We start from the raw sequence: 13,632 nt of genomic DNA, 5'->3' as shown, positions 1-13,632 counted from the left end.
GTAAAAAACTCAAGTATTTTTACAGCTCATAGGGAATAACTCACATGCAAAACCACACCAACGCCCAGGCCGTCCTAACCGACGACGCGCCCTCGCCCATCGCCACACCCACCCGCGCTGCCTGGCTGGCCGTGCTGTCGGTCGCCGTCGGCTCATTCGCGCTGGTGACCACGGAGTTCCTGCCGGTCGGCCTGCTGCCGTCCATCGCCGCCGAACTGGGCGTGACCGAAGGCATCGCCGGCATGATGGTCACGGTCCCCGGCATCGTTGCCGCATTTGCCGCCATCCTGGTCACCATCGGCGTCGGCAAGACCGACCGCCGTTATGTCATCTGGGGTTTGACCGCCACGCTGATCGCCTCCAACCTGATCGTCGCGCTGTCGCATAGCTATCCGCTGGTGCTGGCCGGCCGCGCGCTGCTGGGCATAGGCGTCGGCGGTTTCTGGGCCATCGGCGGCGCGCTGGGCAACCGGCTGGTGCCGGAAGCGTCGGCCGCGCGCGCCACCTCGATCATCTTTGCCGGCATCTCGCTGGGCACCGTGGCCGGCGTGCCGGCCGGCGCCATGATCGGCGAGATGATGGGCTGGCGCATGGCCTTCTTCACCGCCAGCGCGGTGTCGGTGCTGGTGCTGGCGGCGCAAATGTGGCTGCTGCCACGGCTGCCGACCACGAGCGCCCTGACCTTCGCCCAGCTGCCGGCGCTGCTGCGCGTGCAGAAGGCGCGGCTCGGCATGCTGGCCACGCTGCTGATCTTCATCGGTCAGTTCGCCGCCTACACTTATGTGACGCCGTTCCTGAGCCAGGTCGCCGGCTTGAGCGCCAAGACCATCAGCGTGTTGCTGCTGATTTATGGCGCGGCAGGTTTCGCCGGCAATCTGATCGGCGGTTGGGCGGTGGCCCGGAGCGTGAAGAACTCATTGATCGCCACCGGCGTGATCATGGGCCTGTCCGCCGCGGCGATGCCGCTGTTCGGCGCCACCGCTGCCGGCGCCACGGTGTTGATCGTGGTCTGGGGCCTGGCCTTCGGCATGATGCCGATCTCGGTCCAGACCTGGATGTTCAAGGCGGCGCCGGATGCGATGGAGAGCGGCGGTGCGGTGTTCGTCGCCACCGCACAGATCTCGCTGGCCAGCGGCGCGTTGGTGGGCGGCGTGTCGGTCGACTATCTGGGCGTGTCGAGCGCGATGGTGGTCGGCGGCGTGTTTGCGCTGGCGATGGCCGCCGTCATTACGGCGTGGGCGCGGGACGATGGCAAGCCCTTGGCCAAGCTGCACGCCGTTCACTGATCAAATCCGGCCACGTTTGAATTCAGCCAGGAAGGCCTTGGTCTCCCTGGCTGAGAGCACCTTGATTTCATCGCCGTGCCAGGCGTACAAATATGGCGTGCCGCCCAGGCGGTCGGTCAGCTTGGCGTCGAGCAGGAAGCAGGTGCCAGGCGGGTAGTCGTCGCTCATGCGGCGCGAACACTGCACATGCAGTTCCGGCGAAAACGCCTGCCCCGGCACCGGATGGATCTCCACCCTGCCCGCGCGCTCCACCGAATGCACCGCCACCTGCCGATAAGCGTAGATATCACGCGCCATCGTCCCTCCTTCACCGTCAAAGGCGCCATGGTAGCAGATCGTTTATCGATACCGGCTATCCCAGCAGCGAACTGACGAACTCCAGGAAGGCCAGCGTTTTCGCCGGCGGGTGATAGCGCGACGGGTAGTAGGCATACATCGGGAAACGTTCGTCCGGCCATGCCGTCAGCACCGGTGTCAGCGCGCCTGAGCGCAGCAGCGGCTCCACCGCCAGGTCGATCACCTGCGCCAGGCCGTAGCCGGCCAGCAGCACGCTTTCCATGGTGCCGGCGTCGTTCAGCGTCAGTTGGCCACGCGGGTTGACCACCGTGGTTTTGCCGCCGCGATGGAACTCCCATTCGTAGGGCCGGCCCGTCGCCGGATTGCGGAAGTGGATGCAGGTGTGGTCTTCGCTTTCCAGGTCGGACGGCTTCTTCGGCACGCCGCGTCGGCGCAGGTAGGCCGGCGTGGCGACGGTCAGCACGCGCGTATCCATCAACTTGCGGGCGATCAGCGATGACGTTTGTGGTTCACCGAATCGTATCGCCAGGTCGAAGCCGTCGCCCACCATATCGCCCAGCTGGTCGCGCGCCACCAGGTCCAGATCCAGTTCCGGATGGCGCTTCAGGAAGGCGCCAAGTTTGGGGCCCAGCAGCAGCCGCGCCAGCAACGGCTCGATGTTGACGCGCAGCCGGCCGCGCACCACCACCGCGCCCTCGCCCGCCGATGCCACAGCCTCCTCCAATCCCGCCAGCAGCGGCCCGATTTGCGCGTAGAAGCGGCGGCCCTCGTCGGTCAGCGACACCTTGCGCGTGGTGCGGTCGAACAGCCGGATGTTGAGCCGCGCCTCCAGCTTGGCGATGGCGCGGCTGACGCCGGACTGCGACATCTCCAACGCCTCGCCTGCGCGCACGAAACTGCCGGCATCGACGATCGCCGCCAGCACCCGCATGCCGTTTACTACCCGTTCGTCGAACGCCATGATGTATGCCGATTTGTCATGAATGATATGAGTCTCATGCTATCGGAGTATCGGTGGTTTTGCATCAAAATTCTTGCATGCGGACTTACCGCCTCATTCAAGGAGAACATGATGCATGCAACAAACGGCCGCCTGCTTGGACAACGTGTGATAGTGCTCGGCGCTTCTTCGGGCATCGGACTGGCGGTGGCGCGCGAAGCCTTGCGCGAACAGGCGGAGGTACTAGTGGTGTCGAGCCAGATTTCGCGCGTCGAGAAAGCGCTGGAGTACCTCGGCAACAAGGCGCAGGGCTGCGCGCTGGATCTGCACGATGAACGGGCCATCGAGCGTTTCTTCGCCACCGCCGGTGAATTCGATCATCTGGTTTATACGGCGGGCGACGCGCTCACGACCGGCGCCTTGACCGGCTTCGACCTGACGGCGGCGCGCTCGGTGTTTGACTTGCGCTACTGGGGCGCGCTGGCGGCGGCCAAATACGGCGCGCGCCATATCCGGCCCGGTGGCTCGATCACCTTCACGACCGGTATCGCGTCGGCGCGGCCGCAGACCGGATGGTCGCTGATGTCCAGCGTGTGCGGTGCGGTGGAGGCCCTGACGCGGGCGCTGGCGGTGGAGCTGGCGCCGCTGCGGGTCAACGCCGTATCGCCGGGAGTGCTCGCGACGAATCTGTGGGCGGACATGCCGCAAGCGCAGCGCGAGCAATTGTTTGCCGACGTCAGCGAGGCGCTGCTGGTGGGACGTGTGGGCTCGGCGGAAGATGTTGCCGCCGCCTACCTGTTCCTGATGAGCAGCGGCTACGCCACCGGCCAGATCCACGTCGTCGACGGCGGCGCACTCTTGATCTAATCGAGTACGCTTGAGAATGCCAAGCACAGGATATCGAAACGATGTCCTGGCGACCTGGCATTTTTTCCAGTGCTGCTTGAAGGATATCTTCAAGCCACTACACTGAAATGACAACCTATGCGTGGGATGAAGCCAAGCGCCTGAGCAACCTGCGCAAGCACGGCCTGGATTTCGCAGACGCGGCGACTATACTTGACGGCGACTCCGCAACGAAGGAGGATACTCGCTTCAACTATCCAGAGCGCCGCTTCAACACCCTTGGGTATCTGCAAGGGAAATCTGTCGTTGTAACCTATACGGAGGAAGAAGATGTCATCCGAATTATTTCATTTAGAAAAGCCAGCAGGAGAGAAAGAGTCGGACAACGTGGGGAAGCCAGATGACTGGATTAGCGCCATGCCCAATTACGACGACGAGATAGAATTTGACGAGGATAGTCCAGAGCTTGATTCAGAATTCTTTAACAATGCCGTTCACCGCATTCATGGCCGGATCGTACCGCCGCGAAAATCTCCGGCCGACCCAGTTGACCCTGAAGTGTTGGCCTATATGAAGTCCATCACGCCGCTGGTGCAGATGGAACCCGAAATCTTGGGCGGCATGCCGGTATTCAAGAATACTGTGGTACCCATCAAGCGTATGTTCGACTATCTGCTGGCCGGAAAACCTATGGACGATTTCCTGGCCGATAACCCGTCGGTTTCCCGCGCCACCGCGATCGGTGTGCTGGAAAATGACGCGACCTTGTTTTACGAAGCAATCAGCAAGGCAATGGATTCCGCCGCAATGCCCTCTTCCCTGCCCAGGTAACCCAGCTTCTCGTTGGTCTTGGCCTTGATGTTGACCTGGCCGACCGCCACGCCCAGATCCTCCGCGATGTTGGCGCACATGCTGGCGATGTGCGGCGCCATCTTCGGCCGCTGCGCGATGATGGTCGCGTCGATGTTGCCGATGCTGTAGCCGGTGGCCACCACACGCCGCGCGGCTTCCTTCAGCAAGGTGCGCGAATCGGCGCCCTTGAACTGCGGATCGGTATCCGGAAAGTGCTTGCCGATGTCGCCCAGCGCCGCAGCGCCCAGTATCGAATCGGTGATCGCGTGCAGCAGCACGTCCGCGTCCGAGTGGCCCAGCAAGCCCACATGATGCGGGATGTCGACGCCGCCGATAATCAGCTTGCGGCCTTCCACCAATGCGTGGCAATCGTAGCCCTGGCCGATGCGGAATGGGAGTTTGGTCATTTTTCTATCCTGTGTTATTCGCCGGAGGCCAGGTACATTTCCGCGATGCGGATATCGGCCGGCAGCGTGACTTTCAAATTACGTGGATGGCCTTCGATCAGCCGCGGCGACAGGCCCAGCATCTCGACGGCGCTGGCGTCGTCGGTGATGGCGTTGGCGTCCGGTGCGCTGCCCAGGGCGCGCAGCAGCAGCGCGTAGCTGAACATCTGCGGCGTCTGCGCCAGCCACAGGCCGTTGCGCGACACCGTCGTCGCGGCCACCGGCGCCACGCCGGTCGCGCGCTTGACCGTGTCCACTACCGGCAGCGCCAGCAGGCCGCCTGCGGCATCGTCGCCCACGCCGTTTATCAGCTTGGCGATCAGGGCCGGCGTCAGGCCGGGACGCGCGGCGTCGTGGACCATGATCATGTCGCCGTCGGCGACCACGCCTTGCAACTCGCGCAGCGCGTTGAGCACTGTGTCCATGCGGGTGGCGCCGCCGCAGCGCAGCACCGTCACGCCGTCCAGGTCCGCCGGCAGCACGCCGTCGATCTGGCCGTCGGCCGCGCTGACCACCACATAGGTGTGCGCCACCAGCTCGCTGGCGCGGAAGGCGTCCACCGCGTGGCGCAGCATCGGCTTACCGCCCACCATCAGGTATTGTTTGGGGCCGTCCGCCGCCATGCGCGCGCCGACGCCGGCGGCGGGCAGCAGCGCAAAGTAGCGCGGTGTGTGTTGGGATGCTGTCATAGTGTTCAATTATTTATGGCGACGCAGCAGGACGGCGCCGATCTCGCCGTCGCAGACCTTGCCCAGTCGGGCGTATTCTTCCGGCGAATCGATCTCCGCCTGCTTCGCTTTGCCCTTGTCAAATTCATCCCGGATGAACGGGAACCAGCTGCCGTTGATCTCGTGCTCCAGCGCCGACATCGCAGTGCCGGATGGCGCGTACAGCGGTTTGGCTTCGAAGCGCTTGTTCAAGGCGTCGCGCACCACCTGCTCCACGCGCGCCAGGTTTTCCATATACGCCTGCATATGACGCTGTTCGTGTTCGAGGATCGCCGTGTACCCGCAGCTGCCCGCCGCGAACTCGTTGCCGACATAGATCAGCACCGGCGAATAATTCAGCTTCAATTCCACGCGCGGCGCGATGCACTCGTAGCCGCTGACCGGGTCCTGCAAAATCTGGCCGCCCAGGTCGACCGTGTACTGGCCTTTGGTTACGGTCAGGCCGAGCGTCACCATCTTGTTGTCGATGCTGCCGTACTTCGCCGTCAATGCGCGGTATGGCAGCTGGTTGTTGATGGTGTAGCCGTTCTGCCTGGCCGACAGCACCGATACTGTCTTCGCAATCGTATCCTCGCAGCGGATCTGGAACGGCGTGCGCTGCGCGTCGGCGCTTGCCGTGCCGCCAGCCAGCAGGCCCAGACCGAGGAGGATGACGAGCTTCATAGCGTCCAGTCGCCCGCGCGCAGCTTGTCCAGCCAGAAAATGCCGATGACGGTTTTGACGTCGGTGATTTTCCCTTCGCGCACCCATTGCAGCAGCTCGTCGATGGTGGCGGTGAAGGTTTCGAGGAACTCGCCTTCGTCCAGCTTCTGCGGGCCGGCTTTGAGGCCGCGCGCCAGGTACAGGTCCAGGTGCTCGTCCGAATAGGCGATAGCGTTGTGGATCTTGGTGACGAACTGCCACTCGCTGGCGGTATAGCCGGTTTCTTCTTCCAGTTCACGCTTGGCGCTAGCCAGCGGGTCCTCGTTGTGGTCGATTTTACCGGCCGGGAATTCGATGAACACTTGATGCAGCGGATAGCGGTACTGGCGCTCCATCAGCACGGTGCCGTCGTCCAGCAGCGGCAGGATCACCACCGCGCCAGGGTGCAGCACGAATTCGCGCGCGGTGTGTTTGCCGTCAGGGAGAGCGATCGTGTCGCGTTGGACTTTGAGGAAGTGGCCGTTGTAGACCAGTTCACCGTCGATACGGGTTTCTTTGAGATGCTTGTCCATGCCTGCTCCACGTCGTTGAAGAACGATAGTGTATCAGCCGTGACGCTTGCGCAGGTAGCGGACAATGAATCCCGGGAAGCCCAGGACGAGGAAGATGCAGGCGGCGATTGCGTAGAATTCCCACGTCTGCGGGAAGCGGTTGCCGATCTGCGCTTCGAGGGCGAAGCCGATGCCGCCAACGACAAAGTACAGCACCGCCATTTCCGCCAGCCGCACGTACAGCGGCTTGCGGGGCCACTTGATGGCCACCAGTGCGAATACTTTGTCATTAAAAAACGGCAGGTTGGCGGCCACCAGTGCAGCGGCGATCACCAACCAGCTTGCGACGGAAACATCCATCAGGTGTTCAGCGTCAGGGTGATGGCTTTCAGGCAGGCCGCCAGCAGCGGACCTGGCAGCAAGCCCAGTGCCAGGATGGCGACACCGTTCAGGCTCAGTGCGAAGCTCATGTCGCCCTTGACCACGATCGGCGCAGTGTCGGTCGGCTCATCGAACCACATCATCTTGACGACGCGCAGGTAGTAGAACGCTCCGATCAGCGAGAACATCACCGCCACGACGGTCAGCCAGATCTGGCCGGTGCCCAGCACGGCGGTCAGCACCGAGAACTTGGCGGCGAAGCCCATCATCGGCGGCACGCCGGCCAGCGAGAACAGCAGGATCGACATCACAGCCGCGAACCAGCCGTTACGCTTGCTCAGGCCCTTGAAGTCGGCCAGGTTCTCCGCTTCGAAGCCGGCGCGCGACAACAGCATCAACACGCCGAAGCTGCCGATGGTGGTCAGCACATAGGTGATGGTGTAGTACATCGCGGCGCTGTAGGCAGCGGCGGCGCCGGTACGGTCGGTGGTGCCTGCAACGCCAGCCAACAGGCCAAGCAGCACGAAGCCCATTTGCGCGATGGTGGAGTAAGCCAGCATGCGCTTCAAGTTGGTCTGCGCGATCGCGGTCAGGTTACCGATGGCCAGCGACATAACCGCCAGCACCATCAGCATCTGCTGCCAATCGACTGCCATCGGCAGCAGGCCTTCCACCAGCAGGCGGATGCAGATCGCGAAGGTGGCGATCTTCGGCGCGCCGCCCAGCAGCAGGGTCACCGCGGTTGGCGAACCCTCATACACGTCCGGTACCCACATGTGGAACGGTACCGCGCCCAGCTTGAAGGCCAGGCCGGCGACCAGGAACACCAGGCCGAAGACCAGGATGGTCGGCTTGATGGTGCCGGCTGCGACAGCGGTCGCCACGTGGGCGATGTCCAGCGTGCCGGTCGCGCCGTACAGCATCGAGATACCGTACAACAGGAAACCGGATGCCAGCGCGCCCAGGATGAAGTACTTCATCGCGGCTTCGGTGGCCTTGTGGTTGTCGCGGCGGATCGCCACCAGCGCGTACAGCGACAGCGACATCAGTTCCACGCCCAGGTACACGGACAGGAAGTTGGAGCCGGAGATCATGACCATCTGGCCCAGCGTGGCGAACAGCGCCAGCACGTAGAACTCGCCGCCCAGGTTACCGCTCAACATGCCGCGGTCGTCGGCGTATTGGCGCGAGTAGACCAGCGTCAGGCCAACGGCCAGGTAGGTGAACAGCTTGAGCAGGTTCGACATCGGGTCGGACACGAACATGCCGTTGAAGGTGTAGACCGTGGTGCCGGCCACGAAGTCGTGGTAGCTCAGGGCGGCGCAGACCAGTAGCGTCAGCAGCGACAGCGCGTAGGTCACCGAGCGCTTACCCTGCGACAGGAACATATCGATCAACAGGATCGCGCAGGTGCCGACCAGCAGAGCGATTTCCGCGGACACCGGCACCATGTCGATAACTGTTTGTGGAAGTGGAGTAGTCATTTATGTGTTTCCGTTTTCAGTAAGGCAGCTTGCTGTGTGCGACGTGCGCCAGCAGGTCTGCAACCGAGGTTTGCATCGTGTCGGTGAATGGCGCTGGGTACAGGCCCATGAACAGCACAGCGATCGCCAGCATGCCCAGCATCAGGAATTCGCGGCCGTTGATGTCGACCAGTTCAGCCACATGGTGGTTGGCGACCTTGCCGAAGATGACGCGCTTGGCCATCCACAGCGAGTAGGCTGCGCCCAGGATCAGCGCGGTCGCGGCCAGCAGGCCGATCCAGAAGTTGAACTGGGTGGCGCCCAGGATCACCATGAACTCGCCGACGAAGCCGGAAGTCGCTGGCAGACCGCAGTTGGCCATCGAGAAGAAGATGAACAGCGCGGCGAACTTCGGCATCTTGTTGACGACACCACCGTAGTCGGCGATCTGGCGCGAGTGCGCCTGGTCGTACAGTACGCCGATGCACAGGAACATCGCGCCAGAGATGAAGCCGTGCGAGATCATTTGTGCGATCGCGCCCTGGATGCCCATGTTATTGAAGATGAAGAAGCCCAGGGTAACGAAGCCCATGTGCGCGATCGACGAATAGGCGACCAGTTTTTTCATGTCCTTCTGGACCAGTGCGACCAGACCGATGTAGATCACGGCGATCAGCGACAGGGTGATGACGAACGGCGCCATGTAGTGCGACGCATCGGGCACGATAGGCAGCGAGAAACGCAGGAAGCCGTAAGCACCCAGCTTCAGCATGATCGCGGCCAGCACGGCGGAACCGCCGGTAGGCGCTTCCACGTGGACGTCCGGCAGCCAGGTGTGGACCGGGAACATCGGCACCTTGACGGCGAAGGCCATGAAGAAGGCGATGAAGATGAAGATCTGCTCTTTCATCGTCAGGGCGATCTTGTGCCACATCAGGATGTCGAAGCTGCCGCCCGATGCTTTGTACAGGTAGATGATGGCGACCAGCGTCAGCAGCGAACCGAAGAAGGTGTACAGGAAGAACTTGAACGACGCATACACGCGGTTATCGCCGCCCCAGATACCGATGATGATGTACATCGGGATCAGCGTGGCTTCGAAGAAGAAGTAGAACAGCAGGCCGTCCATGGCGCAGAACACGCCGATCATCAGGCCGGACAGGATCAGGAAGGCGCCCATGTACTGCGCGACGCGCTTCTGGATCACCTGCCAGGCCGAGATCACGACGATCACGGTGATGAAGGCGGTCAGCGGCACGAACCACAGCGACAGGCCGTCGATGCCCAGCGAGTAGTAGATGTTGAAGCGCTCGATCCACGGCGACTTCTCGACGAACTGCATGCCGTGGGCGGCATTGTTGAAGTGGACGATCAGCGGCAGCGTGGCCACGAAGCTGATGATGGAAGCGATCAGCGAACCAACGCGGACCAGGCCTGCATTGGAGTCGCGGCCCAGGGCCAGCACGATCAGGCCGAACAGGATCGGGAGCCAGATCGCCAGGCTCAGGAACGGAGGATAGGATGTAATTGACTGCATCATGGTTATCGTTATCTCTTTGCGTATCAGCTAATTAAGCGTGCCAAAACGGCAGGAAGTAGACCAGGAACCCCAGAATGCCGAGGATCATGACGAACGCATAGTGGTAGATGTAACCAGTCTGCGCCAGGCGGGTCAGCGACGAGAACCAAGCCACTACTTTGGCGCTGCCGTTGACCAGCAAGCCGTCGATCAGGGTCTTGTCGCCGATGTTCCACAAGCCATTGCCCAGCAGGCGCGCGCCGCCGGCAAATACCACCTCGTTGAACTTGTCCATGTAGTACTTGTTCTCCAGCAGCGTGTGCAGGAACTTGAACTTGTCGTAGAACCAGGCCGGTACGCGCGGATTGATCATGTAGCAGTAGTATGCCGATGCGACACCGGAGATGGCCAGCCACAGTGGCAGCGTCGTCAGCGAGTGGATCGCCATCGCCATCGGGCCGTGGAACTCATGCGCCAGTTCTTCCATCGCAGGATGGTTTTCGCCGAAGGCGATCACGCCTTTGAAGAAGTCGCCGAACAGCATAGGACCGATGGTCAGGTAGCCGATGATGACCGAAGGGATGGCCAGCATCGCCAGCGGGAACCAGACCACGAATGGCGATTCATGCGGCTTCTGGCCTGGGGCCAGGCCGTGGTGACCGTGGTCTTCTTCTTCGTCGTCGTGGCCATGGTCGTCGTCGTGCGCGGCAGCAGACGGAGCATGATGGTGATCGTCATGCGCATGGGCCTTGCCGAAACGCTCTTCGCCATGGAACACCAGGAAGTACATGCGGAACGAGTAGAACGCGGTCACGAACACGCCAGCCAGCACGGCGAAGTTGGCGAAGCCTGCGCCCCAGATGTGGGTCGCGGCGACGGCTTCGATGATCGAATCCTTCGAGTAGAAGCCCGAGAAGAACGGCGTGCCGATCAGCGCCAGGGAACCCAGCAAGGAAGTGATCCAGGTGATGGGCATGTACTTGCGCAGGCCACCCATGTTGCGGATGTCCTGGTCGTGGTGCATGCCGATGATGACCGAACCGGCGCCCAGGAACAGCAGCGCTTTGAAGAATGCGTGGGTCATCAGGTGGAACACAGCCACCGAGTAAGCGGACGAACCCAGCGCCACGGTCATGTAGCCCAGCTGCGACAGGGTCGAGTAAGCGACCACGCGCTTGATATCGTTCTGGATGATGCCCAGGAAGCCCATGAACAGCGCGGTGATCGAGCCGATGACCAGGATGAACGACAGTGCGGTGTCCGACAGTTCGAACAGCGGCGACATGCGGGTCACCATGAAGATACCGGCGGTAACCATGGTCGCGGCGTGGATCAGTGCCGAGATCGGGGTTGGGCCTTCCATCGAGTCAGGCAGCCAGACGTGCAGCGGGAACTGCGCCGACTTGCCCATCGCGCCGATGAACAGGCAGATACAGGCGACGGTCAGCAGCGCCCAGTCGGTGCCCGGCAGGGTCATCGACATCAGTTGTTCCTTCTTGGCGAAGACTTCCTGGTAGTCCATCGAACCGGCGTAGGCCAGCAGCAGGCCGATACCCAGGATGAAGCCGAAGTCGCCGACGCGGTTGACCAGGAAGGCCTTCATGTTGGCCACGATCGCCGTTGGGCGGGTGTACCAGAAACCGATCAGCAGGTAGGAAACCAGGCCCACCGCTTCCCAGCCGAAGAACAGCTGCAGGAAGTTGTTCGCCATGACCAGCATCAGCATCGAGAACGTGAACAGCGAGATGTAGGCGAAGAAGCGGTTGTAGCCTTCGTCTTCCGCCATGTAGCCGATGGTGTAGATGTGCACCATCAGCGACACGAACGTCACTACGCACATCATCATCGCCGACAGCGCGTCGATCTGGAAGCCGACTTCCAGCTTCAGGCCGGCCACAGTCATCCAGTTGTAGACGGTGCCGTTGTAGTAGGCGCCGTTGACCACGTCGTTCAGCGTCAGCGCCGACAGGATGAAGGCAACCAGCACGCCCAAAATGGTCGCGGTGTGCGAGGTCTTGCGACCTACGACGTTGCCGAAGAATTGAGTTCCTAACAAGCCCGCAATCGCGGCGCCGGCCAGCGGCGCCAAGGGTACGGCTAGCAGGAGATTAGGGTTAAGTGTAACCGCCATGATGAACCTTAATCGTTATTTTTCGAGGTTTGAACTTTAGCCACGGGATCAACCCTTCAGGCTATCGAGGTCTTCAACGTTGATGGTGTCCAGGTTACGGAACATCACCACCAGGATCGCGAGGCCGATTGCCGATTCAGCAGCCGCCACGGTCAAGATGAAGAACACAAAGATCTGCCCGGCCGCATCGCCCAGGTAGTGCGAGAACGCGATGAAGTTCATGTTCACTGCCAGCAGCATCAATTCGATGGCCATCAGCAGAACGATGATGTTCTTGCGGTTCAGGAAAATACCGACGATCGAGATCGCGAACAGGATCGCGCCAAGAACGAGGTAGTGAGCGAGCGATAACGTCATGGTGCCTCCTTAACTTCTGCTTCGGCCTGGCCACGCGTGGTGACCGGAGCGATCTTGACGATCTTCAGGCGGTCGTTACGCTTGACGCGCACTGCGTCGGCCGGGTCGAAATGTTTGGTGTCCTTGCGCTTGCGCAGGGTCAGCGCCACGGCGGCGATGATCGCGACCAGCAGGATGACGCCGGCGACTTCAAAGGCGTAGACGTATTTGGTGTAGATCAGGATGCCCAGTTCCTTGGTGCCGCCGATGTTGCCGGCGTTGACCGCCTGCTGGTCGAACGACAGGAAGGAGCGCCACAGCACGGCGGCCATTTCCAGCACGATGATGACGCCGACGAAAGACGCCAGCGGCAGGTAGCCCCAGAAGCCTTCGCGCATCTTGTCCGTATCGATGTCGAGCATCATGACCACAAACAGGAACAGCACCATGACGGCGCCGACATAGACCAGTACCAGCACGATGGCGAGGAACTCAGCCTCCAGCAGCATCCAGATGCCGGCAGCCGAGAAGAACGCCAGCACCAGGAACAGTGCCGCGTGCACCGGATTGCGTGCCGTAATTACGCGTGTCGCAGCCAATATCATGATGGCCGCGAATGCGTAGAACAAAATAGTTTTTTCCATAACTAACCCAAGAGACGTACATTATTGATCGACACGCTGATACGCCGGCCGAAGCCGGCAAATGTTCAACTATCAGCGGTAAGGAGCGTCCGCTGCGCGGGCTGCGGCGATCTCGTTTTCATAGCGATCGCCAACGGCCAGCAGCATCTCTTTCGTGTAGTACAGATCGCCGCGTTTCTCGCCGTGGTATTCCAGCACGTGCGTTTCAACGATCGAATCAACCGGGCACGACTCTTCGCAGAAACCGCAGAAGATGCACTTGGTCAGATCGATGTCGTAACGCGTGGTGCGGCGCGAACCGTCGTCGCGCTGCTCCGATTCGATGGTGATCGCCATCGCCGGGCACACTGCTTCGCACAGTTTGCAGGCGATGCAGCGCTCTTCACCATTCGGATAGCGGCGCAGGGCGTGCAGGCCGCGGAAGCGTGGCGACATCGGCGTCTTCTCTTCCGGGTACTGCACGGTGATCTTGCGCGAGAACATATACTTGCCCGTCAGCGCCATCCCTTTGATCAATTCGGTCAGCATGAAGCTGCCGATAAAGTCTTTTAAACGTTCCATTTTTTCCAG

At 61.6% G+C, this 13,632-nt stretch carries 17 protein-coding genes; 4 read left to right on the top strand and 13 right to left on the bottom strand.

Annotated elements, in window-relative coordinates; genetic code table 11:
* The first annotated feature begins 44 nt into the window (after positions 1–44).
* Positions 45–1,286, top strand: coding sequence for an MFS transporter (locus KVP70_RS22035; RefSeq protein WP_217944352.1), 1,242 nt, complete (start codon positions 45–47; stop codon positions 1,284–1,286).
* On the opposite strand, the gene KVP70_RS22030 is transcribed toward KVP70_RS22035, so the two are convergent.
* Both KVP70_RS22030 and KVP70_RS22025 read right to left on the bottom strand, forming a co-directional pair.
* Positions 1,287–1,583: a hypothetical protein gene (locus tag KVP70_RS22030; protein ID WP_217944350.1), complete on the bottom strand. Its 297-nt coding sequence runs from the start codon at positions 1,581–1,583 to the stop codon at positions 1,287–1,289.
* A 55-nt stretch (positions 1,584–1,638) separates the two neighbouring features.
* Positions 1,639–2,544: a LysR family transcriptional regulator gene (locus tag KVP70_RS22025; protein WP_217944349.1), complete on the bottom strand. Its 906-nt coding sequence runs from the start codon at positions 2,542–2,544 to the stop codon at positions 1,639–1,641.
* Positions 2,545–2,652: 108 nt separating this feature from the next.
* Between KVP70_RS22025 and KVP70_RS22020 the strand changes: the two genes are divergently transcribed.
* The 3 genes from KVP70_RS22020 to KVP70_RS22010 all read left to right on the top strand — a co-directional run bounded on the left by KVP70_RS22020 (position 2,653) and on the right by KVP70_RS22010 (position 4,200).
* Entirely contained in the window at positions 2,653–3,390 is a 738-nt protein-coding gene (locus KVP70_RS22020) for an SDR family oxidoreductase (protein WP_229225009.1), read from the top strand.
* Positions 3,391–3,497: 107 nt separating this feature from the next.
* The gene (locus tag KVP70_RS35415; protein WP_217944348.1) at positions 3,498–3,773 is read left to right on the top strand and encodes a BrnT family toxin; all 276 of its coding nucleotides are present in this window, start codon (positions 3,498–3,500) and stop codon (positions 3,771–3,773) included.
* Positions 3,700–4,200 (top strand): DUF433 domain-containing protein, encoded by a 501-nt coding sequence (locus tag KVP70_RS22010; RefSeq protein WP_229225008.1) that lies wholly within the window; start codon positions 3,700–3,702, stop codon positions 4,198–4,200. The genes KVP70_RS35415 and KVP70_RS22010 overlap by 74 nt, the downstream gene beginning before the upstream one ends.
* Here the strand turns inward: KVP70_RS22010 and ispF are convergent.
* From ispF to nuoI, 11 genes are all read right to left on the bottom strand, one after another.
* Positions 4,140–4,628, bottom strand: a complete 489-nt coding sequence (gene ispF, locus KVP70_RS22005) for a 2-C-methyl-D-erythritol 2,4-cyclodiphosphate synthase (protein ID WP_070268912.1) — start codon at positions 4,626–4,628, stop codon at positions 4,140–4,142. The two genes, KVP70_RS22010 and ispF, sit on opposite strands and share 61 nt — an antisense overlap.
* 14 nt (positions 4,629–4,642) lie before the next feature.
* Complete coding sequence (gene ispD, locus KVP70_RS22000; RefSeq protein ID WP_217944346.1) at positions 4,643–5,356, bottom strand: 2-C-methyl-D-erythritol 4-phosphate cytidylyltransferase; 714 nt, start codon at positions 5,354–5,356, stop codon at positions 4,643–4,645.
* 9 nt (positions 5,357–5,365) lie between these two features.
* Positions 5,366–6,058 (bottom strand): hypothetical protein, encoded by a 693-nt coding sequence (locus KVP70_RS21995; RefSeq protein WP_217944345.1) that lies wholly within the window; start codon positions 6,056–6,058, stop codon positions 5,366–5,368.
* Entirely contained in the window at positions 6,055–6,609 is a 555-nt protein-coding gene (locus KVP70_RS21990; RefSeq protein ID WP_217944344.1) for an NUDIX domain-containing protein, read from the bottom strand. Before KVP70_RS21990 ends, KVP70_RS21995 begins: the two co-directional genes overlap by 4 nt.
* A 33-nt stretch (positions 6,610–6,642) precedes the next feature.
* Positions 6,643–6,948: a DUF2818 family protein gene (locus KVP70_RS21985; protein WP_217944343.1), complete on the bottom strand. Its 306-nt coding sequence runs from the start codon at positions 6,946–6,948 to the stop codon at positions 6,643–6,645.
* Positions 6,948–8,453, bottom strand: coding sequence for an NADH-quinone oxidoreductase subunit NuoN (nuoN, locus tag KVP70_RS21980; RefSeq protein ID WP_217944341.1), 1,506 nt, complete (start codon positions 8,451–8,453; stop codon positions 6,948–6,950). The genes KVP70_RS21985 and nuoN overlap by 1 nt, the downstream gene beginning before the upstream one ends.
* Positions 8,454–8,469: 16 nt before the next feature.
* On the bottom strand, positions 8,470–9,972 hold the full coding sequence (locus tag KVP70_RS21975) for an NADH-quinone oxidoreductase subunit M (protein ID WP_217944340.1): 1,503 nt from the start codon (positions 9,970–9,972) through the stop codon (positions 8,470–8,472).
* 31 nt (positions 9,973–10,003) lie between these two features.
* A complete protein-coding gene (gene nuoL, locus KVP70_RS21970; RefSeq protein ID WP_217944337.1) occupies positions 10,004–12,082 on the bottom strand; it encodes an NADH-quinone oxidoreductase subunit L in 2,079 nt (692 codons plus the stop codon).
* A 48-nt stretch (positions 12,083–12,130) separates the two neighbouring features.
* On the bottom strand, positions 12,131–12,439 hold the full coding sequence (gene nuoK / locus KVP70_RS21965) for an NADH-quinone oxidoreductase subunit NuoK (protein ID WP_008450334.1): 309 nt from the start codon (positions 12,437–12,439) through the stop codon (positions 12,131–12,133).
* Complete coding sequence (locus tag KVP70_RS21960) at positions 12,436–13,062, bottom strand: NADH-quinone oxidoreductase subunit J (RefSeq protein WP_217944335.1); 627 nt, start codon at positions 13,060–13,062, stop codon at positions 12,436–12,438. Before KVP70_RS21960 ends, nuoK begins: the two co-directional genes overlap by 4 nt.
* A gap of 72 nt (positions 13,063–13,134) precedes the next feature.
* Positions 13,135–13,623 carry an NADH-quinone oxidoreductase subunit NuoI gene (gene nuoI / locus KVP70_RS21955; protein WP_020702142.1) on the bottom strand — a complete coding sequence of 163 codons (489 nt, stop codon included), beginning with the start codon at positions 13,621–13,623 and terminating at the stop codon, positions 13,135–13,137.
* Positions 13,624–13,632: the final 9 nt, after the last annotated feature.

It is taken from the genome of Duganella violaceipulchra, assembly GCF_019166075.1.
Lineage (GTDB): Bacteria > Pseudomonadota > Gammaproteobacteria > Burkholderiales > Burkholderiaceae_D > Rugamonas > Rugamonas violaceipulchra.
Note: the sequence above shows the minus strand (reverse complement) of the source record. Positions and strands in the feature narration are given on the sequence as shown.